The sequence below is a fragment of the Lentisalinibacter sediminis genome (genome assembly GCF_040706615.1).
Classification (GTDB): Bacteria; Pseudomonadota; Gammaproteobacteria; order Steroidobacterales; family Woeseiaceae; genus Lentisalinibacter; species Lentisalinibacter sediminis.
On record NZ_JAPDRF010000003.1, the window covers coordinates 225,341 to 251,779 of the forward strand.

The window sequence follows — 26,439 nt, forward strand, 5'->3', positions numbered from 1 at the left end:
CCTCAGACCTGCACCAGCACGTTGTCGAGCAGCCGTGCGCGGCCCAGCCGGGCGGCGGCCAGCACCACCAGTTCGTGACTGCCGGCCGAGGGTAGCGCCAGGTCCTTCGCCCGGCGAATGCCCACGTAGTCCGGCGCGAAACCGTTTGTCTCCAGGCGGGCCAGCGCGTGGCCTTCCAGCGAGGCGAAATCGCGCTCGCCGCTCAGCAGCGCCTCGCGCACCTCTTCCAGCACCTCATGCAGCAGTGGCGCGATAGTGCGCTCCGACTCGGTCAGGTAGCGGTTCCGCGAACTGCACGCGAGGCCGTCCGGCTCGCGCACCGTCGGCCCGAGCACGATGCCGATGGGCATGGACAGATCCCGGGTCATGCGACGGATGATGAGGAACTGCTGGTAGTCCTTCTGACCGAACACGGCCACTTCCGGCCCGACCATGCAGAAGAGACGGCAGACCACGGTGGCGACGCCGTCGAAGTGACCCGGCCGGAAGCGGCCGCACAGGTCCTCCGACAGGCCCGGCACGTGCAGGCGCGTGGCGGCATCCTCGCCGAAGGGATAGACCGTCTCCGCCGAGGGCGTGAACAGGAGGTCGGTACCGGCGCTCGCGAGCAGCCGCCGGTCCTCCTCGGGCGTGCGCGGATAGTCTCCGTAGTCCTCGCCGGCACCGAACTGGGTGGGGTTGACGAAGATGCTCGCCACCACGCGTTCGGCGTACTCCCGCGCCAGACGGACCAGACTCAGATGACCCTCGTGCAGGTTGCCCATTGTGGGGACGAAGGCGATGCGCTCGCCCGCCTGCCGCCGCTGCTCGGTCCAGGCTCGGACTTCGGCCGGCGTGCTGACTTCGTGCAGCGTGCCGCCCCGTTTCTTCCGGTCCGCCTCGCTCACGAGAAACAATGCTCCGCCGCCGGATAGCTGCGGTCCTTCACCGCGGCCACGTAGGCCTTCAGCGCCTCCAGCGGCGACGGCTGGCCGGTCATGAAGTTCTTCACGAAGCGGGGTGTGCGGCCCTGGGTGATGTCGAGGATGTCATAGAGCACCAGAATCTGGCCGTCGACCTCCGGCCCCGCGCCGATGCCGATCACGGGCACCTCGAGCCGTTCACGCACGGCGGCGCCCACTTCGTTGGGCACGCACTCCAGCAACACCAGGTCGGCGCCCACGTCCTGTAGCTGTTTCGCGGCGTCCACCATCTTCTCGGCCTCGCCCGGCTCCCTGCCCTGCACCCGGAACCCGCCGATCTTGTGCACGGACTGGGGCTTCAGCCCGAGATGGGCACAGACGGGGATGTCGTGGCGCGCCAGGTGCTGCACGATCTCGATCTGGCCGGCTCCGCCTTCCAGCTTGATCATCATCGCGCCGCCCTCCTGCATGAGGCGCACCGCGTTGTCCAGCGCCTGGGCCGGATCCGTATAGCTCATGAACGGCATGTCCGCCATCAGGAAGGCCCGCTGCAGCCCGCGGGCGACGTTGCGGGTGTGGTAGATGATGTCGTCCACCGTCACGGGCACCGTGGTGTCATGGCCCTGGATGACCATGCCGAGGGAATCGCCGACGAGCACCACGTCGGTTGCCGCGGCATCCACCAGCAGGGCATAACTCGCGTCGTACGCCGTCAGGCAGGCGATGGGCTCGTCCTCGGATTTCATCCGCATGAGGGTGCCCACGTTGACCGGCGGCTCGGCCATGTCGCGTTGCTGAAGCTGTGTGTACATCTCTCTTCTTGGTGGCTGGGGATGACGGCCGCCGTGCGACGCGCCCGGCTCGGGGCGTCAGGCGAATGCGACCGGATTGGGGTTGAAGAAATGGCGCCCGCTGCTGGTGCGACGAATCTGGTCGCACAGCAGGCGGAAATCGTCGTCATTATGGACCGGATCGATACCGGCCGCATTCACGATCAGCAGCGGCGCCTCGGCGTAGTCGTGGAAGAACCGCGCATACGCCTCGGCAAGCCGTTCCAGATAACCGGGGTCCATGTCGCGCTCGTACTCGAGGCCCCTGCGCGCGATGCGCTCCATGAGCACCTCCACCGGCGCCTGCAGGTACACCACCAGATCCGGCGTGGGAGCGTCGATATCGAGGCGATCGTAGATCTGTTCGTACAGGGAGAGCTCCTCCCGGTCCAGATTCAGCTCGGCGAACAGCCGGTCCTTCTCCAGCAGGAAATCCGCCACCAGCATCGGCCGGAACAGATCGTCCTGGCGCAGGCCCTCGAGCTGGCGGGCGCGCTGGAACAGGAAGTGTAGCTGGGTCGGTAGTGCCGCGGCCCTGCCCGTGCGGTAGAAGCGCTCGAGGAACGGATTCTCCTGAGTCTCCTCCAGCAGCAGTTCGCTGCCGAACGCCCGGGCCAGGCGCTTCGCGAGGCTGGTCTTGCCCACGCCGATGGGCCCTTCCACCACCAGGTAGCGGGGCGGCGACGGGTCCTTGCCGGCCTGGCGCCGCAGCGGCGTGACAGTGCTGTGGTCGGACGGGCTCATGCTCGGTCTTCGCCTCCTCGCTCCTCCATCCGCTGCTCCAGACGCTCAATACCCGTCCCGGCGATCCGCCGCGCCAGCGTCGCGACCCGACCGAGGCCCGGGATGACGAGATCCGGGGCCACCGAGGCCAGCGGCAACAATACAAAATTTCGCTCGCCGATGCCCGGGTGCGGCAGGGTCAGGCCCGGCTCGTCGCAGACCGTCTCGCCGTGGACGAGGAGGTCCAGGTCGAGGGTGCGCGGACCCCAGCGCCCGGACTCGCTGCGCCGACGCCCGTGAGCCTGCTCGATACGGTGCAGCGCCTGCAGCAGTTCGGGCGGGCCGAGTCGGGTCACCAGGCCCGCAACGGCATTGACGAAATCGGGCTGGTCGGTCGGACCCATGGGACGGGATCGATACAGCGGCGAGCGGGCCACCAGACGCACGTCCGGTAGACGGCCGATCTCGTCGAAGGCGCGGCGGACCTGCTCACGCGGTGCTTCCAGGTTGCTGCCGAGTGCGACCCAGGCGGGCCGCCACACGGGCCGCCCGGCCGGGTTCAATCGCCCGCTTCCCGGCGCTTGCGCCGGCGGGGACGCCGGCGGCGGCCGCCCTTCCTGCCCTCGCCCGTGCCACTCTCCTGGTCGCCGGCCCGGCCGCTGCCCTTGCCACCGCCCTGGCTACCGTCCTTGCCCCCGCCTGAGGAACCGCGCACCTCGAAGGCACCGGCCCGCTCCTCGCCGCTCATCTCCTGCACCTCGGTCCAGAACGCAGCTACGTCCGGATCGACCTCGCCGATACGCGAGCGCAGCAACATGAAGTCGTAGGCGGCCCGGAAACGCCGATGCTCGAGGAAGCTCATGGCCCGCTTGCCGCGGCGCCGCTCGAAGCGCGGCTGCAGCGCGAGCATCTCGCGCATGGGGATCGCGAAGCGCTTCGGTATGGAGATCAGGGACTGCTGTCTCGCCACTACCTCTCCCGCAGCGATGCCGAGCGCCTGGGGCTCGCCCATCTTTCGCTCCGCCAGCATCTCCGCCGCCCGCGCCCGTACCGGCGCCCACAGGAACACGCCCAGGAGGAACATCGGCGTCACCGCCTTGCCCTCCGCGACCCTCTGGTCCGTGTTGGCCAGCGCCAGCGCGATGAACTCGCGGAATTTCGCCGCGACCGGGCCGTCCAGCTCGCGCCGGGTCTCCGGGAACAGCCGGCCGAACAGACCGTGGTCGAGCAGCAGCTCGAAGGTGCGCCGGGCATGGCCCGCCTGGAACATCTTCACGAACTCGTCGAACAGCCGCGCCGCGGGCACGTGCCCCAGCAGCGCGCTGAGCTCGGGCATCAGTTCGGCCACCTCGTCGTGGATGGTGAAATCCAGCTTGGCCGCGAAACGCACCGCACGGAGCATGCGCACCGGGTCTTCGCGCAGCCGCTGCTCCGGGTCGCCGATCAGGCGCAGCACCCGCTCATCGATATCCCGGGCGCCGCCCACGTAGTCCCAGATGCTGAAGTCGGCGATGTTGTAGTAGAGCGCGTTGGCCGTGAAATCCCGCCGCCAGACGTCCTCGTCGATGCTGCCGTAGACGTTGTCCCGCAGGATGCGGCCGTGCTGGTCCAGCTCCACATCCGCGCGCTCGTCGGCCTCATCGGCGCTGGCGCGGAACGTGGCCACCTCGATGATGTCCCGGCCGAAGCGCACGTGGGCCAGGCGGAATCGCCGTCCGATCAGTCGCGAGTTGCGGAACAGGTCGCGCACCTGGTCCGGGTCGGCGTCCGTCGCCACGTCGAAGTCCTTGGGCCTCAGACCCAGCAGGAGATCGCGCACGGCACCGCCCACCAGGAAACCCTGAAAGCCGGCGTCCTTCAGCCGGTACAGGACTTTCAGTGCGTTCTTGGAGATGTTTGCGCGCGAGACGCTGTGGTCCGGGCGCGGTATGATTATCGGAGGCTCGCCGGAGCCCGCCGGAGCTGGTTTCGACAAATAGAGTTCGCTTGTAACTGCCAAAGTGGCCCGTATAATAACAGCCCCCGCAGGGTCGGGCAGGACAAAAAGAGCTGCGCTCCCTTCGTCTAGCGGTCCAGGACGCCGCCCTCTCACGGCGGAAACAGGGGTTCGATTCCCCTAGGGAGTGCCAACCTGCCCCACCCTCCGAGGCACCCGGTGCCTCACCGGTCGTGGCCTCACAGGATCAGTCGATGCGGCTCACCCACCCCGCCACGTTGCCGGAGCCACGCCTGCCCCGCGGAATCCGTCCGTGAGTCAGACTGACGAGAAACCGGATGACGAGGGCCGCGACGCCTCCCTGCTGAAGCGGCTGTTCGCGCTCGAGCCGCAGGAGCGGAGGGCGGTCGTCTGGTCTTTCCTGTATTTCTTCACACTGCTCTGCAGCTACTACCTGCTGCGGCCCATCCGCGACGAGATGGCCATCCTCGGCGGCACCGAGAATATTCGCTGGCTGTTCCTGGCCACTTTCCTCTCCATGCTGGCCGTGGTGCCCCTGTTCGGTTTCGTGACCGGACGCTGGCCGCGGGCGCGGTTTCTCCCCTGGGTGAATCTGTTCTGCGCGGCCAATCTGGTCCTGTTCTACCTGGCCTTCGCGAGCGCCGACGAAAACGGCGTCTGGGTGGCCCGGGCCTTCTTCGTCTGGCTGAGCGTATTCAACCTGTTCGTGGTCTCCGTGTTCTGGAGTTTCATGGCGGACCTCTACGACCGTGACCAGGCGAAGCGCCTGTTCGGCATCGTCGCCGCCGGCGGCAGCGTCGGTGCGCTTGCCGGCCCGGCACTCACCGCGCTGCTGGTTGCGCACATCGGTTACCAGCAGATGCTGCTCCTCTCGGCGGCACTGCTCACTTTCACCGTGGTGTGCATCCTGCGGCTGCGCAGCTGGGCCCATTCCCAGCCCCGGCACGAGAGGGCTCACACGGACGAGGCGCTGGGCGGCGGCGTGCTGGAGGGCATCTCGCTGACGCTGCGCCGCCCGTATCTCGCGGGCGTCTCTGCGATGATGCTGCTCGCGGTCTTCGCCGGCACCGCACTGTACATCTTCCAGGCCCAGTTCCTCGAGCAGGCATTCGCCGACTCCAACCAGCGCACCCGGGTGTTCGCTCTCGTCGACCTGAGCGTGAACGTGCTGGCACTGGTGGCGCAGGGCCTGGTGGTCGGCCGTGTGATGCGCCGCTTCGGTCTGGGCATCACCCTCGCACTGCTGCCGGCCGTCAGCATCGCCGGTTTCCTCGCGCTGGCGGTGACGCCGGTGCTCGGCGTCGTGCTGGCGCTGCAGGTGGTACGCCGGGCCATGAATTACGGCATCGCCGGCCCGGCGAAGGAGGTCCTGTTCACCGTCGTCTCCCGCACGGCAAAGTACAAGGCAAAGAATTTCATCGACACTGTCGTCTACCGGGGCGGAGACGCGATCTCCGCCCAGATCATCGGCGGCCTGCAGGCAGCCGGCGCCGGCCTGTCCGCGATCCTCGCCATCGTGATCGGCGTCTGCGTCGCCTGGCTCGGCGTCGCCTTCGGTCTCGGGCGCGGCTACCGCACGCGTTATGATCGGCGCCTGAGAGAAGAGAGACCAGTAACGGAGGCACCGTCATGAGCGAATGGACACTGAACCGCAGGGAATTGATGGCCATGGGCGCCGCCGCCGGCGGCGGCCTTATCGTGCCGGGCCTGCTCGCGGCCGACGAGGCGGTGATGCGGCGGAAGATCCCGGCCTCGGGCGAGCTGCTGCCTGTCGTGGGACTCGGCACCTCGGGCGTTTTCGACGTCGATCCGACGGCCGGGAATCTGGCCACCCGCCGGGAGATCGTGCGGCTGATGGTGGAGCGCGGGGCCTCCGTAATCGACACCTCGCCCATGTACGGCCAGGCGGAGGACGTGGTCGGCCGCGTGGTGGAGGACCTCGGCGTGCGCAACCGGCTCTTCTTCGCCACCAAGGTGTGGACCCGCGGCCGCGAAGCGGGGCTGGCGCAGATGGAGGAGTCATTCCGGCTGCTGCGCACCGAGACGATCGACCTGATGCAGGTCCACAACCTGGTGGACACCCGCACCCAGCTCCGGAGCATCCGCGAGTTGAGGGAGGCCGGCCGCATCCGCTATTCGGGGATCACCCATTACCGGGTGAGCGAGCATGACGACCTGGCCGACGTCATCGAGGCGGAGCATCCGGACTTCGTGCAGCTGAACTACTCCATCGTGACCCGCGCCGCCGAGGACACGCTCCTGCCGCTGGCCGCTGACCGGGGCGTGGCGGTGATCGTGAACCGCGCGTTCGAGGACGGCGATCTGTTCCGCGCCGTGCGCGGCCGCGACGTCCCGGAGTGGGCCATGGAGGCCGGCATCGACAGCTGGGGCCAGTTCTTCCTGAAGTACGTGCTGGCGCACCCGGCGGTGACCTGCGTCATCCCGGGCACCTCGAAGCCGAGGCACATGCGGGACAACCTGGGCGCCGGCACCGGCGCACTGCCCGACGCCGCCCTGCGCCGGCGCATGGTCTCGTTCGTCGAGTCGCTGTGACGCGTGCCGTGCCGGCCGGCGGCGAGCCCGTCGGCCTCCTCCTGCGCCTCGCCGCGATGCTCTACGATGGCCTGCTCGTGCTGGCTCTGGTCTTCCTGGGCACCCTGCCCCTGGTCGTACTGAACGCCGGCGAGGCGATACCGGCGCATACGGCCTGGTATCGGCTCTGGCTGCTGGCTATCGTCGGCGGGTATTTCGTCTTCTTCTGGACTCGCGGTGCCGAGACACTGGGAATGAAGTCCTGGCGCATCATGGTCGTGAGCCGCGACGGCGGGCCCGTGACGGTGCGTCGGGCGATGTTGCGCGCAGTCACCGCGGTGCTGTCCTGGCTGCCCTGCGGCGCCGGTTTCCTCTGGTCGCTCGTCGACAGGGAGGGTCTCGCCTGGCACGACCGCATCTCGGGCACGAAGCTCGTGCGCTCGGTGAAACGCCGCTAGGGCTCAGCGCACGCGGGAGAGCACGAATGCCGTGACCGCCAGCAGGGCCACCGTCGGCAGCCAGGCGAGTACGGCCGGATTGAGGTTGAACACCACACCGGTGTTGGCCAGCATGCGGCTGGCCAGGAAATAGGCGAGCCCGATCAGCACCCCCACCATCAGCCGCCCGCCGGCGCCGGCGCTGCGCAGGGAGCCGAAAACGAAGCCGATGGCGAGCACGGGCATCAGCGTGATGGTCAGCGTCGAGGCGATCCGGTTCCAGAGCTCGGTCTGATAGGTGGTCGCGTCGAGCTCGTTCTTCTTCAGGTAGCCGATGTAGCTCAGCAGGCCGCGCACGGACAGGCTGCCGGGTTTGACCACTGCGATGCCCAGCACCTCGGCGTCCACGTCGTAGTCCTCGACGGTGCGGGGCTGCCTGCTCGCCGTCGCTCCCTCATCGGTGAAGCGGGTGCGAGCGAAGTTCTCGAATACCCACCGCTCCTCGGCATCCAGGCCCGCGTTGTCGGCGTGGCTGACCGACGCGAGCCGCCGGTCCGGGCCCAGCTCGAACAGGTAGACGCCGCCGAATTCGAACTCGCTGCTGATGCGCTCCACGTTGAAGATGGTGCTGCCGTCGCGCACCCAGGTGCTGCGCCCGCCGGTCAGACCGGCCTCCTCGTTCTTCGCCACGCTGCGATACTTGCGCGCGAACTGATCGAGCGGCGGCGCGAGGTACTCGCCGAGCACGACCGTGCCCATCATGATCAGCGCGCCGGCCACCGCCACGGAGCCGGCCAGTCGGTAATGAGAGACACCGGAGGCGCGCATGACCACCAGCTCGCTGTGGCTGGCGAGTGTCCCGAGACCCAGCAAGGCACCCAGCAGGGTCGCCACCGGCAGCATCTGCACCGCCAGCAGCGGCAGGCGCAGCAGGGTATAGGCCGCCGCGTCCCAGGTGTCGTAGCGGCCCACCGAGGTATCGTCCAGCTGTGCGATGAACTCGAAGAACCCGGCCAGCGCGAGCAGTACGGCGACAACGATCAGGGTCGTCGAGACCACGGAGCGCACCAGATAGAGCGTGAATACCTTCATGCCCGCCGCCTCGGCACCAGCCGCCAGAACCACCCGTTCTGCGCCCCCAGCAATACGATGCCCAGCAGGAATATGAGCGCATGTACCCACCACATACCGAGGGCCGGTGCGAGTTCACCCTGCTCCACCCAGACCTGGGCGGCGCCGAGCAGGTTGAAATAGATGAAATAGACCAGGACGCCCGCGAGCATCTTGCCGTAGCGGCCCTGGCGGGGACGGCTCTTGGCCAGCGGCACAGCCAGGAAGGCGAGCAGCAGCGCCGAGATGGGCACCGAGACCCGCCACTGCAGCTCCGCCACGGCCTGCAGGTCTTGCGAGGCCAGCAGCTCCTGGGTGCTCCGCGCCTCGGCATCGAAATCCGGCTCGCGGGGTGCCGGAACCTTGTAGGGGATGCCGTGTTCGGCGAACTCCACGATACGGAACTGGTGCTCACCCGGCCTGCCCTCGTAGCGCCGGCCGTTCTCCAGCACGATGTAGCGCGTCCCCGGATCCGCCGAGGGGCGCTGACTGCCCTTTTCCGCCAGCACCACCTCCAGCGCGCCACCCGTCCGGCGCTGCAGGAAGACGTTGGCCAGCGAGCCGTCCCGGTCCACCCGCTCGGCGTAGATGACCGCGTCCCCCTGGCCGGCGCTGGTGAAGCGCCCCGGCTCGATGGCACTGAGATCCACCCGCTGCTCGGCGACGGTGGCGATGCGCTGCACCTCGCGCAGCGCGCTCGGCCCGAGATCCAGCGACAGCCAGCCCACGAGCAGCGCCAGCGGAACGGCAAGCCAGGCGAGCGGGCGGTACATCGCGCCGGGCCCCATGCGGCAGGCCATCATGGCCGGCATCTCGCTGTCCCGATACAGCCGCGCCAGCGCCAGCATGATGGCCAGGAACAGACCGAACGGGATCAGGATGGTCAGATACTGCAGCGCGGTCAGACCGATGACGCTGAAGACGGCATCCCGCGGCAACTTGTCCTTCGCCGCGTCGCCCAGAACCCGCGCGAACTGGTTGCTGAGCAGGATGAAAAGCAGCACGGCGGTGACCGCGGCCCAGGTGCGGGCCGCTTCGCGCAATACATAGCGATCGAGAATCTTCATCGCGCTGACATCCCGCCGACCCCTGCCCCGCTTAACTTCCCTGCCACAATTGGGCTAGAATCCCGCCTTTCCCGCAGAGCGCGCCGGCACGGCGACGTGCCCTAAGCTCCCGGCACACAAAAAGAAACTGCATAATCCGGTGCGCTGCACCACGGAGTCAAGCCAGGGCGAGGCCCCGCGGCTCCGGGAAGCGGGCGCACGGACGCTGCACCGAGGTTCATCCATGGAATATTTCACCACCAGCGGCGACGCCGCGAAACGCGCAACGGACTGCGCCATCGTCGGCCTGTATGCGAACGGCGCCTTCGACGTGGGCGCCGGCGAGATCGACGAGGGCAGCGGCGGGCTGCTGGCAAAGCTGAAGAAGTCGGGTGACATCTCCGGAAAGCTGGGTCAGGCCAGCCTCATCCCTGCGCCGGCGAAGGTAAAGTGCAAGCGCGTGCTCGTCGTCGGGCTCGGCAAGAAGAGCGAGTTCGGCGTCCGTCAGTATCGCAAGGCACTGGACGCCGCTTTCGGCGCACTGTCCTCCACCGGCGTGACAGAGGCCGTCTCCTATCTGCACCGGGACAAGATCGCCGACACCGACGCGTACTATCTCGCGCGCTACGCCGCCCAGACCCTCGGCGACCGTCTGTATCGCTTCACGAAGATGAAGTCGAGCAACCGCGACGGCGGCCTGAAGCTGAAGAAACTCGGCTTCGGCGTGGACTCGAAAGCCGATGGCGACGCTGCGCTGGACGGCGCCAGGCACGGCCAGGCAATCGTGCGCGGCATGGACCTGGCACGGGAGCTCGGCAATCTGCCCGCCAACGTCTGCACGCCGAGCTATCTGTCCGAGGAGGCCGGCCGGCTCGCCAAACAGTACCGCCCGCTGAGCGTCGAGGTGCTGGAGGAGAAGGACATGGAGCGCCTCGGCATGGGCGCGCTGCTGTCCGTCACGGCGGGCGCCGATGAGCCGGCGAAGCTCATCGTCATGAATTACCAGGGCGGCGCCGACGACGAGCCGCCCATCGTCCTGGTCGGCAAGGGCATCACCTTCGACACCGGCGGCATCTCGCTGAAGCCGGCACCCGCCATGGACGAGATGAAGTTCGACATGTGCGGGGCCGCCGCCGTGCTAGGCACCATGCAGAGCGTGGCCGCCATGAAGCTGCCGATCAATCTCATGGTGCTCGTCCCCACCTGCGAGAACATGCCGAGCGGCCGGGCGACGCGGCCGGGCGACATCGTCAAAAGTATGTCGGGCAAGACCATCGAGATACTGAACACCGACGCCGAGGGCCGGCTGATCCTCTGCGACGCGCTCACCTACGCCCAGCGCTACGAGCCCGCCGCGCTGATCGACGTGGCCACGCTGACCGGCGCCTGCGTCATCGCCCTCGGCAATCACAACAGCGGCCTGATGGCGAACGACGACAGCCTGGCGGAGGCACTGCTGGCAGCCGGCCGGCGCGCCGACGATACGGCCTGGCGCCTGCCCATGGGCGAGGACTACGAGAAACAGCTGAAGAGCAATTTCGCGGACTTCGCGAACGTGGGCGGCCGCGAGGGCGGCGCGATCACCGCCGCCTGCTTCCTGTCGAAATTCACCCGGGACGCCACCTGGGCGCACCTGGACATCGCCGGCACCGCGTGGCGCTCGGGCAACCGCAAGGGCGCGAGCGGGCGGCCCGTGCCGCTGCTGGTGGACTACCTCATCGAACGCGCCGGCGCCGGGCACTGACGGGCGCCGTGTCCGCGCCGCGGGTCGACTTCTACATCCTCGCTGCCGGCGGTGAAGACGCGCGCCGGCGCTTCGCCTGCCGCCTGGCGGAGAAGGCCTACCGTCTCGAGCACCGTGTGCACCTGCACGCAGACGGCCCGGCCGCGGCCGAGGCGCTCGACGAGCTGCTGTGGACCTTCCGGGAGGGCAGCTTTCTGCCCCACGAGACGCTGCCGAACGAGAGCGGCGCGCCGGTGACCATCGGTTACGGCGAAGCCGCGCCGAAGGCCGCCGACCTCCTGATCAACCTGTCCGCCGCCGTGCCCGGTTTCGCGCTGGACCTGCCCCGCATTGCCGAGCTGGTCGGTGGCGACGAGCAGACCCGCTCCGAAGCCCGGCGCCGATTTATCTTCTATCGCGAGAAAGGCTATCCTCTCGAGACCCACGAGATCGGCTGACAGCGCGGAGCGGATCATCAGCGAAGCGGACGACATCGACGGCCCGGAGGAGATTCCGACACTCACGTCGGTGGTCGGCGAGAGCGCGCCGGCCAGGCCGGCGGCCATCGACGACGCGGCGCTGGCGGAACTCGAGGTGCGGCTCGCCTCCGCCAGCCTCGACCTGACTGACCGGCTGCTGCACACCGCGTTCCAGGAGATGGAGGCGGCGATGTTCGAGCAGGTGTCGAACCGGCTGCGGGCCGAACTGCCGGAGCTGGTGGCACGGATAATTCGCGAGCATTTCGGCGAGCACTTCGAGGAGTCGTCCTGACAGGGACGCCCCACCCGGCAAGATGAACGACGAGAACAACCGGCGCGCGGGTGCCGGCGCAAGAGCAATGAGCATGGACAAGGCCTATCGCCCCGCCGATATCGAGATGAAGCATTACCGGCGCTGGCGGGAGAGCGGATGGTTCGAACCCGCCGGCGACGGCGATTCGTACTGCATCATGATCCCGCCGCCCAACGTCACCGGCACGCTGCACATGGGCCACGCGTTCCAGGACACGATCATGGACGCCCTGACCCGCTACCACCGCATGTGCGGGCGGCGCACCCTGTGGCAGCCCGGCATGGACCACGCCGGCATTGCCACCCAGATGGTGGTGGAACGCCAGCTGAACGCGGAGGGACTCACCCGCCACGACCTCGGCCGCGAGGCCTTCGTGGAGCGTGTCTGGCAATGGAAGGCGGAGTCCGGCGGTACCATCTCCGAGCAGCTCGCCCGCCTCGGCGCCTCCGTGGACTGGTCGCGGGAGCGCTTCACGATGGACGAGGGCCTGTCGGAGGCCGTCACCGAGGTGTTCGTGCGCCTCTACGACGAGGGGCTCATTTATCGTGGCAAGCGGCTCGTCAACTGGGACCCCGTGCTCCACACCGCGCTGTCCGACCTGGAGGTGCTGAGCGAGGAGGAGTCCGGACACCTGTGGCACTTCCGATACCCTCTGGCCGACGGCGACGGCCACGTGACCGTGGCCACCACCCGGCCCGAGACGATGCTCGGCGACACCGCGGTGGCGGTGCATCCGGAGGACGAGCGTTATCGCGACCTCGTGGGCAGGGAGGTCCTTCTGCCGCTGGCGGAGCGGCGCATCCCGGTAATCGCGGACGATTATGTGGATCCGGAATTCGGCTCCGGCTGCGTGAAGATCACGCCCGCCCACGACTTCAACGACTACGAGATCGGCCAGCGGCACGACCTCGAGATCATCAACGTGCTCACCGACGACGCCCGCATGAACGAGGCGGTGCCGGCGGCCTATCGTGACCTCGACCGCTTCGAGGCACGCGAGCGGGTGGTCGCAGACATGGAGGCCGCCGGGCTGCTCGCGAAGACCGCCGACCACAAGCTGATGGTGCCCCGCGGCGACCGCACCGGCGCGGTGGTGGAGCCCTATCTCACCGACCAGTGGTACGTCGCCATCGAGCCGCTCGCGACGCCGGCCATCCGCGCCGTCGAGCAGGGCGATATCCGCTTCGTCCCCGGCAACTGGGACAAGACCTACTACGACTGGATGCACAAGATCCAGGACTGGTGCATCAGCCGTCAGCTGTGGTGGGGCCACCGCATCCCGGCCTGGTACGACGCCGAGGGCAACCTCTACGTCGGCCGCAGCGAGAAGGAGGTGCGGAAGAAGCACGGCCTGGACGCCTCCCTGCCCCTTGCGCAGGACGAGGACGTACTCGATACCTGGTTCTCGTCGGGACTCTGGCCGTTCAGCACCCTCGGCTGGCCGGAAGACACGGAGGAACTGCGCACGTTCTACCCCACCTCCGTGCTGGTCACCGGCTTCGACATCATCTTCTTCTGGGTGGCGCGCATGATCATGCTGGGGCTTAAGTTCACCGGCGAAGTGCCGTTCCACGAGGTCTACATCCACGGCCTAATCCGCGACCAGGACGGGCAGAAGATGTCGAAGTCCAAGGGCAACGTGCTGGATCCCCTCGACCTCATCGACGGTGTGGATCTCGACACGCTGATCGCCAAGCGCACCCGTGGCCTGATGCAGCCCCATCTCGCGCCGAAGATCGAGAAGTCCACACGCCAGCAATTCCCGGACGGCATCCCGGAGTACGGGGCCGACGCGCTGCGTTTCACCTTCGCCGCCCTGGCCACCACGGGACGGGATATCCGCTTCGACCTGGGCCGCATCGAGGGCTACCGCAACTTCTGCAACAAGCTCTGGAATGCCTCGCGCTACGTGCTGATGGCCACGCAGGAACCGGATGACGGCCTGGATGACGGCGCAGCGGTGCTCTCCGCCGCCGATCACTGGATCCGTTCCCGGCTGGCGCGCACGATCACGACCGTCCACGAGCAGTTCGCCGCCTACCGGCTGGACCTGGCGGCCCAGGCCATCTACGAATTCACCTGGCACGAGTTCTGTGACTGGTACCTGGAGCTTTCCAAGCCTGTGCTGCAGTCCGACGACGCCGGCGGGGCCGAGAAGCGGGGCACGCGGCAGACGCTGATCGAGACGCTGGAGACGCTGCTCCGGCTCACTCACCCCCTGATGCCATTCATCACCGAAGAAATCTGGCTGCGGGTCGCGCCGCGCGCCGGGCAGGACGGCGAGACGGTGATGATACGGCCCTTCCCGCGCGCGGAGACCGACGACATCGATCCGGCAGCGGAGAGAGAGATGGAGTGGGTCCAGGGCTTCATCCTGGGCGTGAGGCGCATCCGCGGCGAGATGGACATCGCCCCTGGCCGCCGTCTGCCCGTGCTGCTGCAGGGCGCGGGCGAGCAGGACCGGCGCCTGCTCGAGCGCCACGGCCGGCTGGTGCGCGAGGTGGGGCGCATCGATTCCGTCGACTTCCTGGAGGACGAGGCAGAGGCGCCACCCTCCGCCACCGCGCTCCTCGGCGACATGAGAATCTTCGTCCCGATGGCCGGACTCATCGACGTAGACGCGGAGCGCGAACGCCTCGGCAAGCAGGCGAAGAAGGTGGAGGCCGAGCTCTCCCGCGCCGAGGCCAAGCTCGCCAATCCCCGCTTCGTTGACAATGCCCCGGCCGAGGTCGTCGCCAAAGAACGGGAGCGCCAGGCCGAGTTCCGCCGTCAGCTCGACCAGATCCGCGAGCAGCTCGACCGTCTGGACCGCCTCGGCTGACGGCGCAATCTGAGTATCCGGTCACATTCCGGCGGCCGGGCGGGTGCAATCCGCGCCGCGACGGGTCAACATAACGGCGGCGTCGTGAAGGAGAATGCCGGATGCACATCGGGAACGTGCTCGAGAAAGACAACGCGATAGACGACGGGATAGGCGATGCACTGACATCGGCGCTGGCGTCGCTCGACTCGATCATCCTGGGCAAGGGCCCGCAGCTCAGGCTGGCGCTGGCCTGCCTGATCGCCCGCGGCCATCTGCTGATCGAGGACCTGCCCGGCGTGGGCAAGACGACACTGGCTCACGCCCTGGCACGGGTGCTCGGCCTCACCTACCAGCGCATCCAGTTCACCAGCGACATGCTGCCGGCCGATATCGTCGGCGTGTCCATCTACCGCCCCGAAGACGGCCGCTTCGATTTCCATCCGGGACCCGTATTCTCCCAGCTGGTGCTGGCGGACGAGGTCAACCGGGCGACGCCGAAGGCCCAGAGCGCGCTGCTCGAGGCGATGCAGGAGGGTCAGGTCACGGTGGACGGCGCGAGCCACGCCCTGCCCGAGCCGTTCTTTGTGGTGGCCACCCAGAACCCGGGCAACCAGATCGGCACCTTCCCACTGCCGGAGTCCCAGCTCGACCGCTTCCTCATGCGCATCGAGCTCGGCTACCCGGACGAGGCAGCCGAAAGACGGCTCCTCGCCGGGCACGACACGCGGGTGGTGCTGGCCGGGCTGAAGCCGGCACTCGGCCCGGACGACGTCGTCCGGCTGCAACGGGCAGTGGACGCCGTCAAGGTCAGTGAGCCCCTGATCGACTACATCCAGGCGCTGGTGCGCTACACCCGCGAATCCGGCGACTTCCCGGCCGGGCTGTCGCCCCGCGGGGCGATCGCGCTTACCCGGGCCGCCCGCGCCATCGCGCTGGTGGAGGGCCGCGAGGCGGTGTTCCCGGACGATGTCCAGGCCGTGTTCACGGCCGTGGCGGCACACCGGCTGACGACGGATGAACTCGACCGCCGCCGCCGCCCGGAGGAGATCGGCCGCCATGTCCTCGAGTCCGTCGCTATCCCCTGACACGCTCCGGCGCGGCTGGCGCCGTCCCCGGGAGCTGGCCGCGGAGTGGGCCGCGGGCTGGGCGCGGCGCCGACAGGGCGCGGACCCGGTGCCGGTGCGGCTCGCCTCGAGGCGCATCTACATCCTGCCGACCGGCGTGGGCGTCACCTACGGCCTGATGACGTTCGCCATGCTGCTGGGCTCCATGAACTACAACAACAGCATGGCTTTCGCGCTGACCTTCCTGCTCGCGGCACTGGGTCTCGTGGCCATGCACCACTGCCATCGCAACCTGGCCGGACTCACCGTGGCCTTCGCCGGCGCGGAGCCGGTATTCGCCGGTGAGGAGGCCCGCCTGCGCTTCAACCTGTCCAACGACGGACAGGCGCCCCGCTACGAGCTCGGCGTCTACGCCGGCAAAGCCTCCTCGACCCGCGTGGACGTACCGGCGGGCGGACACGCCGTCGCCGAGGTGCGGGTCACGACCGAACGGCGTGGCCGCCTCCGCCTCGAGCGATACGGGGTGCGCACGACGCATCCGCTGACCCTGTTCCGGGCCTGGGTCTGGATCCATGCCGACGCCGGCTGCCTGGTGTGGCCGCAGCCGGCCGACGCGCCGCCGCCGCCGCCGTCCAGCGCGGCCAGCCGCGGTCGCCGGCGGGCCTCCGAGCAGGGCGACGACGACTTCGCCGGGCTGCGCGACTTCCACGCCGGCGATCCCCCCCGCCACGTCGCGTGGAAGACCTATGCGCGCACCGGCGAGCTGAAGTCGAAGCGATTCGCCGGCGCAACGGCCTCGCTCGCCTGGCTCGACCTCCGCGACGCGCCGGGCCGGGACCTGGAAGCGAGGCTCTCGGTGCTTTGTCGCTGGATACTGGACGCCGAGAACGGCGGGCGCCACTACGGCCTGCGTCTCGGCGGCGAGACCGTCGAGCCCTCCCGTGGCAGCAGTCACAGACGCCGCTGCCTCGACGCGCTGGCCCTGTACCGCGCCGACGAAGCGGAGACCGACCGTGAAGGCTGACCGGCGCAGCGACGGGCGGCTGCTCGATACGCTGCCGTGGACGCTGTCGGCGCTGCTGCTGGCCGTAATCCCCCATGCCGCCGCCCTGCCCGCCTGGGTCCTGCTGCCGGCCTTCGGCTGCGGGCTGTGGCGCTGGATCGTGGAAGTGCGCCGGTGGCCGCTACCGTGGCGGGGCTTCCGCATCGCGCTCGCCTTCGGTGGCTTCCTGGCCGTGTTGTTCGCCTATGGCGGCATCAACGGCGTCGGCCCGGGCACGGCGCTGCTGGCGCTCATGGCATCGCTGAAGCTGCTGGAGACACGCACGCGGCGGGACCAGTTCGTGCTCCTGTTCATCGCCTTCTTCCTGGTACTGGCCACGCTGCTGCGCGAACAGTTCCTGTGGACCCTGCCGTATCTGTTCGTTTCCGTGTTCGTTATCACGGCCGCCTGGCTGAATGCCGGGCGCTCGGGCGACGCGCTGGCGCCGCACCTCGCGACCCGCAGCGCCGGCCGGCTGTTGCTGCACGCGCTGCCGCTGATGCTCGTCTTCTGGGTGCTGTTCCCCCGGGTACCGGGACCGTTCTGGGCCATCCCCAACGAGCAGGGGAGCGCCGTGACGGGTCTGAGCGACCAGATGAGTCCCGGCGACATCACCAGCCTCGGCCGCTCCGATGCCCGCGCATTCCGGGTCTGGTTCGACGGCGAGGTGCCGCCGCCGTCGGAGCGCTACTGGCGCGGTATCGTCATGGACCAGGTACTGAACGGCCGCACCTGGAGCGCCCAGCAGGTTCTGAGGTATCCGCAGGCGGAGGCCCTGATCGAGCCGGCGGGCGATGCGCTGCGCTACCGCGTGCGGCTCGATGCCACCAGCCAGCGTTACCTGTTCCTCCTGGAGCGCCCCTACGACGTCGACGCGGAAGACGCGTACATGACCCGTCGCCACGAGGTGGCGCGCTCACGGCCCGTAGACCGGCAACTGGTCTACAGCGCCACGTCGCTGCCCGAGGCGGCCCTCGAGCCGGCGCTCGGCGAGGGCTACCGGAACTTCATGACGCGCCTGCCGGAAGGGACCAACCCGCGCACACGCGCCTTCGCGACGGACCTCAGGGCCCGTGCAGAGAGCGAGCGGGACTATGTCCGCCGCGTGCTCGCCTGGTTCCGCGAGCAGCCGTTCTACTACACGCTGTCCCCGCCGGCGCTCGGTCGGGACGCCGCCGACGAGTTCCTGTTCTCCAGCCGGCGCGGCTTCTGCGAACACTACGCGACCTCGTTCGCCACGCTCATGCGCGCCGCCGGCATACCCGCCCGCGTCGTCGCCGGCTACCAGGGCGGCGAGCTGAATCCCCTGCAGACAGAAGACCCCTACTACATCGTCCGCCAGTCCGACGCCCATGCCTGGGCGGAAGTCTGGTTCGAGGGCGAGGGCTGGGTGCGGGTGGACCCCACCGCCGCCGTGGCCCCGCAGCGCATCGAGTCCGGGCTCTACGATGCGCTGGACGCGAACGAGTTCGGCGTGACTGACCGTTTCTGGCGCGCCGACTTCGTGGAGACGATGCGCTTCTACTGGGACCTCACCAACGCGCGCTGGGACGAGTGGGTGCTCGGCTACGGGCCCTCCACCCAGGAGGACTTCCTGCGCTGGCTCGGCATGGAGCGTCCGGACTGGCGGCGGATGGTCGTGTGGCTGGTCGCGATCATGGCCTTGCTGCTCGCCGGGCTCGCCGGCTGGCTCGCCTGGCAGCAGCGCCGGCCCGGGCCGGACCGGGCGGAACGGCTGTACCGGCGCTTCGTCCGGGCGACGGGCATCCCCCGCGGAGCCGGCGAACCGCCGCTGGGCTATGCCGAGCGGGCCTCGGCCGCGCTGCCCGGGCTCGCGGCGGACATACGCCGGGTGACCGCCCTCTACCTCGACACCCGCTACGCCGGGCACCCGCGGACGGACGAGCTGGCCGCCGCCGTCAGACCACACTGGTCTCCACTTCGCGGCGCCTGGGCGGATGTACGCGCGAGAGCAGCGCGGCGCCGACGATGAACAGCGGCACGATGGCGAGGATCACCGCCTTGGGGCTGTCGCTGATGCTGCTCATGACGGCCACCAGAAACGGCCCCAGCACCGCGGCGAACTTGCCGATCATATTGTAGAAGCCGAAGAACTCCGCGGCCTTGTCGGACGGCACCATCCCCGCATAGTAGGCACGGCTCATGCTCTGCACGCCGCCCTGCACCGTGCCGATCATGATGGCCATGGCATAGAACTGCCAGACGTGCTCCAGGTACAACGCCCACACGCTCACGCCGATGTAGACGGTCAGGGCGATGTAGATGCCGCGCTTCGCACCGATCTTCTCGCCGAGCCAGCCATAGAAGAGCGTCGCCGGGAAGCCGACGAAATTGGTGACCAGCAGCGCGGTGATCAGATCCGCGTTCGAGAAGCCGAGCCGCTGACCGAAGTTCGTGGCCATCTGGATCATGGTGTGCACGCCGTCGATGTAGAGCCAGAAGGCGATCAGGAACAGGAACACATGGCGGTAGCGGCGGATCTCGCGGAAGGTGTCGACGAGCTGGCGATAACCCTCGTGCACGGCCCCCGCCATCGGCTTCTCGGGCAGTTTCCGCTCTTCCACGTAGAGCAGAAGCGGGATGGTGAATACCGCCCACCACACGGCCACCAGCAGGAAGGCCACCCGTACCGCGACGTCCGGACCGGCCAGGCCGAAGGTGGCCGGATCGCGCACCATCCAGGTATTCAGCGCGAGCAGCATCGCGCTGCCGAAATAACCGAGCGCGAAGCCGAAAGCCGACACCGACTCGAATTCGCCGGGTTTTGCGACGTTGTGGATGAGGGAGTCGTAGAACGAATTGGCGCTGTAGAAACCGACCGAGGCCAGCAGGTAGAGGCCGATCGCCACCGGCCAGGCGCCCTCTGCGACGAAATACAGCCCGCCGGTCATGACGATGCCGAGCAAGGCGAAGCCCATGAGGAACTTCTTGCGCGTGCCGCCCCGGTCGGAGATGGCGCCGAGCACCGGCGCCAGCACGGCGACGATAAGGCTCGCGGCGCCGCTGGTCACGGCGAGACGGAAGGTAACGTCCGCGCCCACTTCGCCGGAGCTCCAGTATTCGCCCAGGAAGATCGGAAAAAGCACCGCCAGCACGGTGAGTGCGAAAGCGGAATTCGCCCAGTCGTAGAAGGCCCAGGCGAGCACCGGTTTGCGTAAGAGGCGATGCGTCACGGGCCGATTCCCGCCCGGCTGCGGACCGGCGCCGTCGTCATCCCCTTCGTACTTCTCATCGTCATCCCCGTCGTCATGCCAGGCTCCGCAGGCTCGCCGCGACGGGCCGACTATAGCAGGGGCACGGTGGTTTACAGCTCCCGGGTAGCGTGGAAGCGGACATCGGGCCAGCGTTCCTCGGCGAGCTGGAGATTGACGCGGGTGGGCGCGATGTAGACCAGCGCCTCCGCGTGGTCGAGGGCCAGGTTGTCGTGATTGCGGCGGGTGAAGTCCTCGCGCTTCTTCTCGTCCGGGAACTCGAGCCAGCGGGCGGTGTGCACGTTGATGGTGTCGAAGGTGCATTCCACGCCGTACTCGTCACGCAGGCGGGCGGCGACCACGTCGAACTGCAGGATGCCGACGGCGCCGAGGATCAGCTCGTTGCTGCGCAGCGGCCGGAACAGCTGGGTGGCGCCCTCCTCGCACAGCTGATCCAGCCCTTTCTGCAGCGCCTTCAGCCGCAGCGGGTCGCGCAGTACGGCACGACGGAAGATCTCGGGCGCGAAACTGGGGATGCCGCTGAAGACGAGTTCCTCGCCCTCCGAGAAGCTGTCGCCGATGTTGATGGTGCCGTGGTTATGGATGCCGATGATGTCGCCCGCCCAGGCCTCCTCCGCCGACTGACGGTCCGCCGCCATGAACGTGATGGCCTCGGCCACCTTCACCGACTTGCCGAGGCGCACGTGGTGCACCTTCATACCTTTCGCGAAACGCCCCGAGCACAGACGCATGAAGGCGATGCGATCCCGGTGCGCCGGATCCATGTTCGCCTGGATCTTGAAGACGAAGCCGGTCAGGGCCTTCTCCGTCGGCTCGACCACGCGGCCGCCGGCCTCCCGCGGCCGGGGCGCCGGGGCGAGTTCGACGAAGCCGTCCAGCAGCTCGCGGACGCCGAAGTTGTTAACCGCCGAGCCGAAGAACACCGGCGTCTGCTGGGCCGCCAGATAGGCCTCCGGGTCCAGCTCCGGGCAGGCGCCGCGCACGAGCTCGATCTCTTCGTCGAAGGCGGCCGCCCGCTCGCCGAGGAATGCCCTCGCTTCGTCGGAGGCCAGGCCCTCGATGACGCGGGTGCCGCCCGCTTTCTCACGACCCGCGCTCTCGTAGACGTAGATGCGGTCGTCCTGCAGGTGATAGACACCCCTGAGGTCCCGGCCCATGCCGATGGGCCAGGTCACCGGCGCGCACTGTATGCCCAGCACAGACTCGATCTCGTCCAGCAGCTCGATGGGCTCGCGGCCCTCCCGGTCCAGTTTGTTGATGAAGGTGAGGATGGGCGTATCGCGCAGCCGGCAGACCTCCATCAGCTTCACCGTGCGCTCCTCGACGCCCTTCGCGCAGTCGATGACCATCATGGCGGAGTCGACGGCGGTCAGCGTGCGGTAGGTATCCTCAGAGAAGTCCTCATGACCGGGCGTGTCCAGCAGGTTGACGATGCGGTCCCGATACGGGAACTGCATCACCGAGGAAGTCACGGAGATCCCCCGCTCCTGCTCGAGCTTCATCCAGTCGGACGTGGCATGGCGGCGCGCCTTGCGGCCCTTGACGGTACCGGCGAGCTGGATGGCACCGCCGAACAGCAGCAGCTTCTCGGTCAGCGTGGTCTTGCCGGCGTCGGGATGCGAGATGATCGCGAAGGTGCGCCGGCGCTGCACCTCCTGTTCCAGAGTAGCCATGGGTCAACCCGGGGGTCGGGAAAAAGGCGGCGAGTCTACCCGATGGGCCGCGGACCTGCCAGACGGGCTCGAGCCGCGCTACGCGTCCGGGATGAGCCGGAGGGCGAGCACCATGGCGTCTTCGCGGCCGTCGTCGGCGCGGTAGTAGCCGCGGCGGCGCCCGATCGGACGGAAACCGTACTTGCGATAGAGGCGCAGCGCCGCCTCGTTGGAGGGGCGCACCTCGAGCAGAATCTGGCGCACCGTGGCGTTACGCGCCCGGCTGATTACCTCGGCCAGCAGCAGCTCGCCGAAGCCGTAGCGGCGCCAGTGCCGGTCCACGCAGAGATTCAGCAGGTGCGCCTCGCCGGCGGCCACCGACAGGATGCCGTAACCGCGCGGCTCGCCCTCGGCCTCGATGACCAGACAGGTATAGCCGGCCAGCAGGCAGTCGCGGAATATGCCGCGGCTCCACGGAAACTCGTAGCTGCGGCGCTCGATGTCGGCCACCAGCGCCAGGTCGCCGGGCAGCATGGCGCGCATCTGCGGCGCCGGTTCGCGGACGACGGAGTTCATGCACCCTCCCCGGCCAGCAGCCGCCGGGCCCGGCACAGATCCTGCCAGGCTTTGCGTTTCTGGCTCGGACTGCGCAGCAGATAGGCCGGATGATAGGTCACGACCACGGGGATTGCGGCCTCCGGGAAGCGATGCGGCCGGGTCCGCAGGCGCCCGATCGGCTCGTCGCTCTCCAGCAGGTCCTGGGCGGCGATGCGGCCGACGGCCAGGATGACCCGCGGGCGTACCAGGGCGATCTGGCGGCGCAGATAGGGCCGGCACTCCGCCGACTCCTCGGGCCGCGGATCCCGGTTGCCCGGCGGCCGGCACTTCAGGATGTTGGCGATGAAGACGTCGTCGCGTCCCAGCCCCAGCGAGCGCAGCATCTCGTCCAGCAGCTTGCCGGCACGGCCGACGAAGGGCTCGCCCCGGCGGTCCTCCTCGGCACCGGGCGCCTCGCCGATGATCATGAGGTCGGCCTCCGGATTGCCGACGCCGAACACGGTCTGGGTGCGGCCCTCGTGCAGCGCGCAGCGGATGCACCCGCTCACCCGGGCCCGCAGCGCCTCCCAGTCGTCGGCGGACGGGTCGGCCTGAAACTCCTCCCCCGTGACGCGGTCTTCCCCGCCATCCTCCACCGGGGCCGCGACTTCGCCGGCGGTCTCCTCGCCGCGCAGCACCCAGACGTCGATGCCAAGCGCGCGCAGATAGGCCAGCCGTTCGCCCTCGCTGCCGGTCATGTCTCGTCCGCCTCCTTGCGGCGCCCCCGCCGCCGGCGCCAGAGCCAGAACGCCGGCCCGGACAGCGCGTAGCCGGTGAACATGGAGAACAGCACCACCGGCGGCTCCAGCGAGATCAGTATCAGCACCAGCGGGATGATGAGCAGGTACGGGAACGAGATGCGGCTGCCGAGATTGAGTTCCTTGAAGCTGTAGTAGCGCAGGTTGCTCACCATCAGCGCGCCGGCCATGGCGGTGATCACGAAGGCGAGCGCAAGACCGCCGAGGCCGGCGATGCCGTGCCGGGCGCTGAGCCAGACGAACCCGGCCACCATACCGGCCGCCGAGGGGCTGGCCAGCCCGACGAAAAAGCGCTTGTCCTGGGAGCCCGGCGAGGTGTTGAAGCGGGCCAGCCGCATGGCGGCCGCCACGGCGAACAGGAAAGCCACCAGCCAGCCCACCCGTCCCCAGGCGACGCTGTACTCGGCCAGCCTCGCCACGCCCCACTGGTAGACCACGACTGCCGGCGCCAGGCCGAAGCAGACCATGTCCGAGAGGCTGTCGAACTCCTTGCCGAAGTCGCTCTCGGTGGCCGTCAGACGCGCCACCCGGCCGTCGAGGCCGTCCAGCACCATAGCCACGAATATCGCCACTCCGGCCGCCTCGAAGTTGCCGTCCACGGCCGCCACGATGGCGTAGAAGCCCGCGAACAGCGCCGTGGTGGTCAGCAGGTTCGGCAGCAGATAGATGCCGCGGCGCGGTTTTTCGTCGGATGCACCCACGGCGCAATCATACAAGATGGGCGGACGCGGCTCGCTATCGGTGTCTCAGTTCCGCCAGGGAGTCGGTTCCCGCGCGCACCTTCTGCCCCGTCTTCACGCGCACGTGGGCGTCCGCCGGCAGGTACACCTCGGCGGTCCTGGCCAGGCGCATGTACGCGAAGCGCTGGCCCTGGCCGACCCGCTCCCCGTAGCCGAGGAAGGCCCGCGGCGCGCCGAACCACTTCGGACCGTGTTTCGGACCATGGACGAGCACCACCACGTCGTCGTCCTCGTCGCTGCGCACCCACATGCCGTGCACGTCCAGCCAGCGGCTGTGGTCGGAGAGGTTGTCGCGAGGGTCGAGGACCTTGCCCTCGATGGGGCTGCGGGCCGTGTAGGCGCCGAAATTGTGGATGCGCATCGTAACCCGCACGGCCTCACGGTCCAGGATGCCCGGACCGGCGCCGGTGATCTCCGTGACCACGCCGTCCACCGGCGCCAGCACGCCGAGAGGCGCCGCGGGGATGTCGCGCCACGGGTCCCGGAACAACAGGACGAGTGCCGCTACCAGCGCGCCCAGAGGCACGCCGGCCCACCAGCCGACGAGAGCCACGCCTGTCGCAAGTGCGGCCAGGGCCGTCAGTATCCAGGGCATGCCTTCCGGTGCTATGCGTGGATAATCCGTTCTCGGCATCGGTTCCCGGTCGGTCAGGAAGATGCGCGGATCATGCGCTGAATGGCGGCGAGATGCCACCCCGCCGGCGGCCCGTGCTGCGGGCGATCCCGTGTGTGCGCCGGCCATTCGGGCTAGAATCCGGGGCCCGTCCATAACCCCGGGGACACCCGATGCGATCCTCCGAACTGAATCTCACCACACTGAAGGAAGTGCCGGCGGAAGCCGAGATCCCGAGCCACCAGCTCATGCTCCGGGCGGGGCTGATCCGGCGGCTCGCCTCCGGGCTGTTCACCTGGATGCCGATCGGCCTGAGGGTAGTGAAGAAGATCGAGGCGGTGGTGCGCGAGGAGATGGACCGGGCTGGCGCGCTGGAACTGCTCATGCCGGCGGTGCAGCCGGCCGAGCTATGGCAGGAATCCGGCCGCTGGGAGAAGTACGGCCCGCTGCTGCTGCGCATGCGGGACCGCCACGAGCGGGACTTCTGCTTCGGGCCCACCCACGAGGAGGTCATCACGGACATCGCCCGGCGCGAGCTCAGGAGCTACCGTCAGCTGCCGGTGAACTACTATCAGATCCAGACCAAGTTCCGCGACGAGATCCGGCCCCGCTTCGGCGTGATGCGCGCCCGCGAATTCATCATGAAGGACGCCTATTCCTTCGACCTGGACGAGGCCGGCATGGCGGCGGCCTACGAGCGCATGGCGCGGGCCTACGAGGCGATCTTCACCCGGCTGGGCCTGAAGTTCCGTGCGGTCGAGGCGGACAGCGGCGAGATCGGCGGCAGCCGCTCCCAGGAGTTCCACGTGCTAGCCGATTCCGGCGAGGATGCCATCGCCTACTGCGACGAGGACGGTTACGCCGCCAACGTGGAAATGGCGCGCACGGAACCGCCGGCGGAGCCCCGTCCGGCGGCGACCGCAACGCTGGAGAAGGTCCGCACCCCCGGCGCGCGCAGCATCGAGGCGGTCACGGCCGCGCTCGACCTGCCGGCCGCGCGCCTGGTGAAGACGCTGGTGGTCGCCGGCGACGACGGCCCCGTGGCCCTGGTGCTGCGCGGCGACCACGAACTGAATGCGGTCAAGGCCCAGGCCCTGCCCGGCGTGGCCGATCCGCTGCGCATGGCCGAGGCGGACGAGGTGCTGGCAGCCACCGGCTGTGCACCGGGTTTCGTGGGTCCGACCGGCCTGAATATCCCGGTCTACGTCGATCATGCGGCGGCGCAGCTCGCCGATTTCGCCTGCGGTGCGAACGAGGCCGACCATCACCTGACCGGCGTGAACTGGGGCCGGGACCTGCCGGAGCCGGACACCGTCGATCTGCGCAACGTGGTGGCAGGCGACCCTACGCCCGGCGGGCGCGGCACGCTCAGCATCGCCCGCGGCATCGAGGTGGGCCACATCTTCCAGCTCGGCACCAAGTACTCGGAGGCCATGGGCGCCACCGTGCAGGACCAGGACGGCGACGACCGCCCCATGCAGATGGGCTGCTACGGCATCGGCGTCACGCGCATCGTGGGCGCCGCCATCGAGCAGAATCACGACGACAACGGCATCATCTGGCCGGAACCGATAGCGCCCTGGCGGGTCGTGATCGTGCCGATCAACGCACACCGCTCCGAGCGTGTGCGCGAGGCGGCCGAGGCGCTGTACGCCGAGCTGGGCGGACTGGGCGTCGACGTGCTGCTGGACGACCGCGACGCGCGGCCCGGCGTGAAGTTCGCCGATGCCGAACTGATCGGCGTTCCCCATCGCATCGTGATCGGCGAGCGGGGCCTCGACGCCGGCGAACTGGAGTACCGCCATCGCCGCGACACCGAGTCGAGGAACCTGAAGCGTGATGCCGTTCTCGCCCTGCTGCGGGAGCCGGCGGTAAGCTGATCGCC

Annotated in this window: 24 protein-coding genes and 1 tRNA gene; 12 read left to right on the top strand and 13 right to left on the bottom strand. The window is 68.8% G+C overall.

Annotation, left to right across the window (positions count from 1 at the left end):
- Positions 1-2 precede the first annotated feature (2 nt).
- Genes panC through pcnB form a run of 5 tightly spaced genes read right to left on the bottom strand, consistent with a single transcriptional unit; the run spans position 3 to position 4,430 of the window.
- The gene (gene panC, locus ACJMKX_RS05920; protein ID WP_405223776.1) at positions 3-851 is read right to left on the bottom strand and encodes a pantoate--beta-alanine ligase; all 849 of its coding nucleotides are present in this window, start codon (positions 849-851) and stop codon (positions 3-5) included.
- Positions 852-883: 32 nt separating this feature from the next.
- A complete protein-coding gene (gene panB, locus ACJMKX_RS05925; RefSeq protein ID WP_405222417.1) occupies positions 884-1,714 on the bottom strand; it encodes a 3-methyl-2-oxobutanoate hydroxymethyltransferase in 831 nt (276 codons plus the stop codon).
- A 57-nt stretch (positions 1,715-1,771) separates the two neighbouring features.
- Positions 1,772-2,476, bottom strand: coding sequence for a deoxynucleoside kinase (locus ACJMKX_RS05930; protein WP_405222420.1), 705 nt, complete (start codon positions 2,474-2,476; stop codon positions 1,772-1,774).
- A complete protein-coding gene (gene folK, locus ACJMKX_RS05935) occupies positions 2,473-3,018 on the bottom strand; it encodes a 2-amino-4-hydroxy-6-hydroxymethyldihydropteridine diphosphokinase (RefSeq protein WP_405222421.1) in 546 nt (181 codons plus the stop codon). Before folK ends, ACJMKX_RS05930 begins: the two co-directional genes overlap by 4 nt.
- Positions 3,015-4,430 (bottom strand): polynucleotide adenylyltransferase PcnB, encoded by a 1,416-nt coding sequence (gene pcnB, locus ACJMKX_RS05940; RefSeq protein WP_405222424.1) that lies wholly within the window; start codon positions 4,428-4,430, stop codon positions 3,015-3,017. The genes folK and pcnB overlap by 4 nt, the downstream gene beginning before the upstream one ends.
- Before the next feature lie 78 nt (positions 4,431-4,508).
- Between pcnB and ACJMKX_RS05945 the strand changes: the two genes are divergently transcribed.
- The 4 genes from ACJMKX_RS05945 to ACJMKX_RS05960 all read left to right on the top strand — a co-directional run bounded on the left by ACJMKX_RS05945 (position 4,509) and on the right by ACJMKX_RS05960 (position 7,402).
- Positions 4,509-4,584: transfer RNA gene (locus tag ACJMKX_RS05945), tRNA-Glu, on the top strand.
- 120 nt (positions 4,585-4,704) lie between these two features.
- On the top strand, positions 4,705-6,045 hold the full coding sequence (locus ACJMKX_RS05950; protein ID WP_405222427.1) for an NTP/NDP exchange transporter: 1,341 nt from the start codon (positions 4,705-4,707) through the stop codon (positions 6,043-6,045).
- Positions 6,042-6,965: an aldo/keto reductase gene (locus ACJMKX_RS05955; protein WP_405222430.1), complete on the top strand. Its 924-nt coding sequence runs from the start codon at positions 6,042-6,044 to the stop codon at positions 6,963-6,965. Before ACJMKX_RS05950 ends, ACJMKX_RS05955 begins: the two co-directional genes overlap by 4 nt.
- Positions 6,962-7,402 (top strand): RDD family protein, encoded by a 441-nt coding sequence (locus tag ACJMKX_RS05960; RefSeq protein ID WP_405222433.1) that lies wholly within the window; start codon positions 6,962-6,964, stop codon positions 7,400-7,402. The genes ACJMKX_RS05955 and ACJMKX_RS05960 overlap by 4 nt, the downstream gene beginning before the upstream one ends.
- Before the next feature lie 3 nt (positions 7,403-7,405).
- Here ACJMKX_RS05960 and lptG read toward each other — a convergent pair whose 3' ends face one another.
- Together lptG and lptF are read right to left on the bottom strand one after the other, a co-directional pair.
- Positions 7,406-8,473: an LPS export ABC transporter permease LptG gene (gene lptG, locus ACJMKX_RS05965; protein WP_405222436.1), complete on the bottom strand. Its 1,068-nt coding sequence runs from the start codon at positions 8,471-8,473 to the stop codon at positions 7,406-7,408.
- Positions 8,470-9,558, bottom strand: coding sequence for an LPS export ABC transporter permease LptF (gene lptF, locus ACJMKX_RS05970; RefSeq protein ID WP_405222439.1), 1,089 nt, complete (start codon positions 9,556-9,558; stop codon positions 8,470-8,472). The genes lptG and lptF overlap by 4 nt, the downstream gene beginning before the upstream one ends.
- Before the next feature lie 223 nt (positions 9,559-9,781).
- Between lptF and ACJMKX_RS05975 the strand changes: the two genes are divergently transcribed.
- The 7 genes from ACJMKX_RS05975 (at position 9,782) to ACJMKX_RS06005 (ending at position 18,954) form a co-directional block, all read left to right on the top strand.
- Complete coding sequence (locus ACJMKX_RS05975; protein WP_405222442.1) at positions 9,782-11,281, top strand: leucyl aminopeptidase; 1,500 nt, start codon at positions 9,782-9,784, stop codon at positions 11,279-11,281.
- A gap of 8 nt (positions 11,282-11,289) precedes the next feature.
- Entirely contained in the window at positions 11,290-11,718 is a 429-nt protein-coding gene (locus ACJMKX_RS05980; protein WP_405222445.1) for a DNA polymerase III subunit chi, read from the top strand.
- A 70-nt stretch (positions 11,719-11,788) separates the two neighbouring features.
- On the top strand, positions 11,789-12,031 hold the full coding sequence (locus ACJMKX_RS05985; RefSeq protein ID WP_405222447.1) for a hypothetical protein: 243 nt from the start codon (positions 11,789-11,791) through the stop codon (positions 12,029-12,031).
- 73 nt (positions 12,032-12,104) lie between these two features.
- The gene (locus ACJMKX_RS05990; protein ID WP_405223778.1) at positions 12,105-14,873 is read left to right on the top strand and encodes a valine--tRNA ligase; all 2,769 of its coding nucleotides are present in this window, start codon (positions 12,105-12,107) and stop codon (positions 14,871-14,873) included.
- Between the two features lie 101 nt (positions 14,874-14,974).
- Positions 14,975-15,940, top strand: a complete 966-nt coding sequence (locus ACJMKX_RS05995; protein ID WP_405222450.1) for an AAA family ATPase — start codon at positions 14,975-14,977, stop codon at positions 15,938-15,940.
- Entirely contained in the window at positions 15,912-16,943 is a 1,032-nt protein-coding gene (locus ACJMKX_RS06000; protein WP_405222453.1) for a DUF58 domain-containing protein, read from the top strand. The genes ACJMKX_RS05995 and ACJMKX_RS06000 overlap by 29 nt, the downstream gene beginning before the upstream one ends.
- Positions 16,933-18,954: a transglutaminase TgpA family protein gene (locus tag ACJMKX_RS06005; RefSeq protein WP_405222456.1), complete on the top strand. Its 2,022-nt coding sequence runs from the start codon at positions 16,933-16,935 to the stop codon at positions 18,952-18,954. Before ACJMKX_RS06000 ends, ACJMKX_RS06005 begins: the two co-directional genes overlap by 11 nt.
- On the opposite strand, the gene ACJMKX_RS06010 is transcribed toward ACJMKX_RS06005, so the two are convergent.
- The 6 genes from ACJMKX_RS06010 to ACJMKX_RS06035 form a co-directional block, all read right to left on the bottom strand.
- Positions 18,881-20,326, bottom strand: coding sequence for an MFS transporter (locus tag ACJMKX_RS06010; protein WP_405223780.1), 1,446 nt, complete (start codon positions 20,324-20,326; stop codon positions 18,881-18,883). The genes ACJMKX_RS06005 and ACJMKX_RS06010 overlap by 74 nt on opposite strands.
- Positions 20,287-21,867 (bottom strand): peptide chain release factor 3, encoded by a 1,581-nt coding sequence (locus ACJMKX_RS06015; protein ID WP_405222459.1) that lies wholly within the window; start codon positions 21,865-21,867, stop codon positions 20,287-20,289. The genes ACJMKX_RS06010 and ACJMKX_RS06015 overlap by 40 nt, the downstream gene beginning before the upstream one ends.
- Before the next feature lie 78 nt (positions 21,868-21,945).
- Positions 21,946-22,422 carry a ribosomal protein S18-alanine N-acetyltransferase gene (rimI, locus tag ACJMKX_RS06020; protein ID WP_405222462.1) on the bottom strand — a complete coding sequence of 159 codons (477 nt, stop codon included), beginning with the start codon at positions 22,420-22,422 and terminating at the stop codon, positions 21,946-21,948.
- Positions 22,419-23,141, bottom strand: a complete 723-nt coding sequence (locus ACJMKX_RS06025) for a uracil-DNA glycosylase (protein ID WP_405222464.1) — start codon at positions 23,139-23,141, stop codon at positions 22,419-22,421. The genes rimI and ACJMKX_RS06025 overlap by 4 nt, the downstream gene beginning before the upstream one ends.
- Complete coding sequence (gene pssA / locus ACJMKX_RS06030) at positions 23,138-23,902, bottom strand: CDP-diacylglycerol--serine O-phosphatidyltransferase (RefSeq protein ID WP_405222466.1); 765 nt, start codon at positions 23,900-23,902, stop codon at positions 23,138-23,140. The genes ACJMKX_RS06025 and pssA overlap by 4 nt, the downstream gene beginning before the upstream one ends.
- 34 nt (positions 23,903-23,936) lie before the next feature.
- On the bottom strand, positions 23,937-24,575 hold the full coding sequence (locus ACJMKX_RS06035) for a phosphatidylserine decarboxylase (RefSeq protein WP_405222469.1): 639 nt from the start codon (positions 24,573-24,575) through the stop codon (positions 23,937-23,939).
- A 152-nt stretch (positions 24,576-24,727) separates the two neighbouring features.
- Between ACJMKX_RS06035 and ACJMKX_RS06040 the strand changes: the two genes are divergently transcribed.
- Complete coding sequence (locus ACJMKX_RS06040) at positions 24,728-26,434, top strand: proline--tRNA ligase (protein ID WP_405222472.1); 1,707 nt, start codon at positions 24,728-24,730, stop codon at positions 26,432-26,434.
- Positions 26,435-26,439 lie beyond the last annotated feature (5 nt).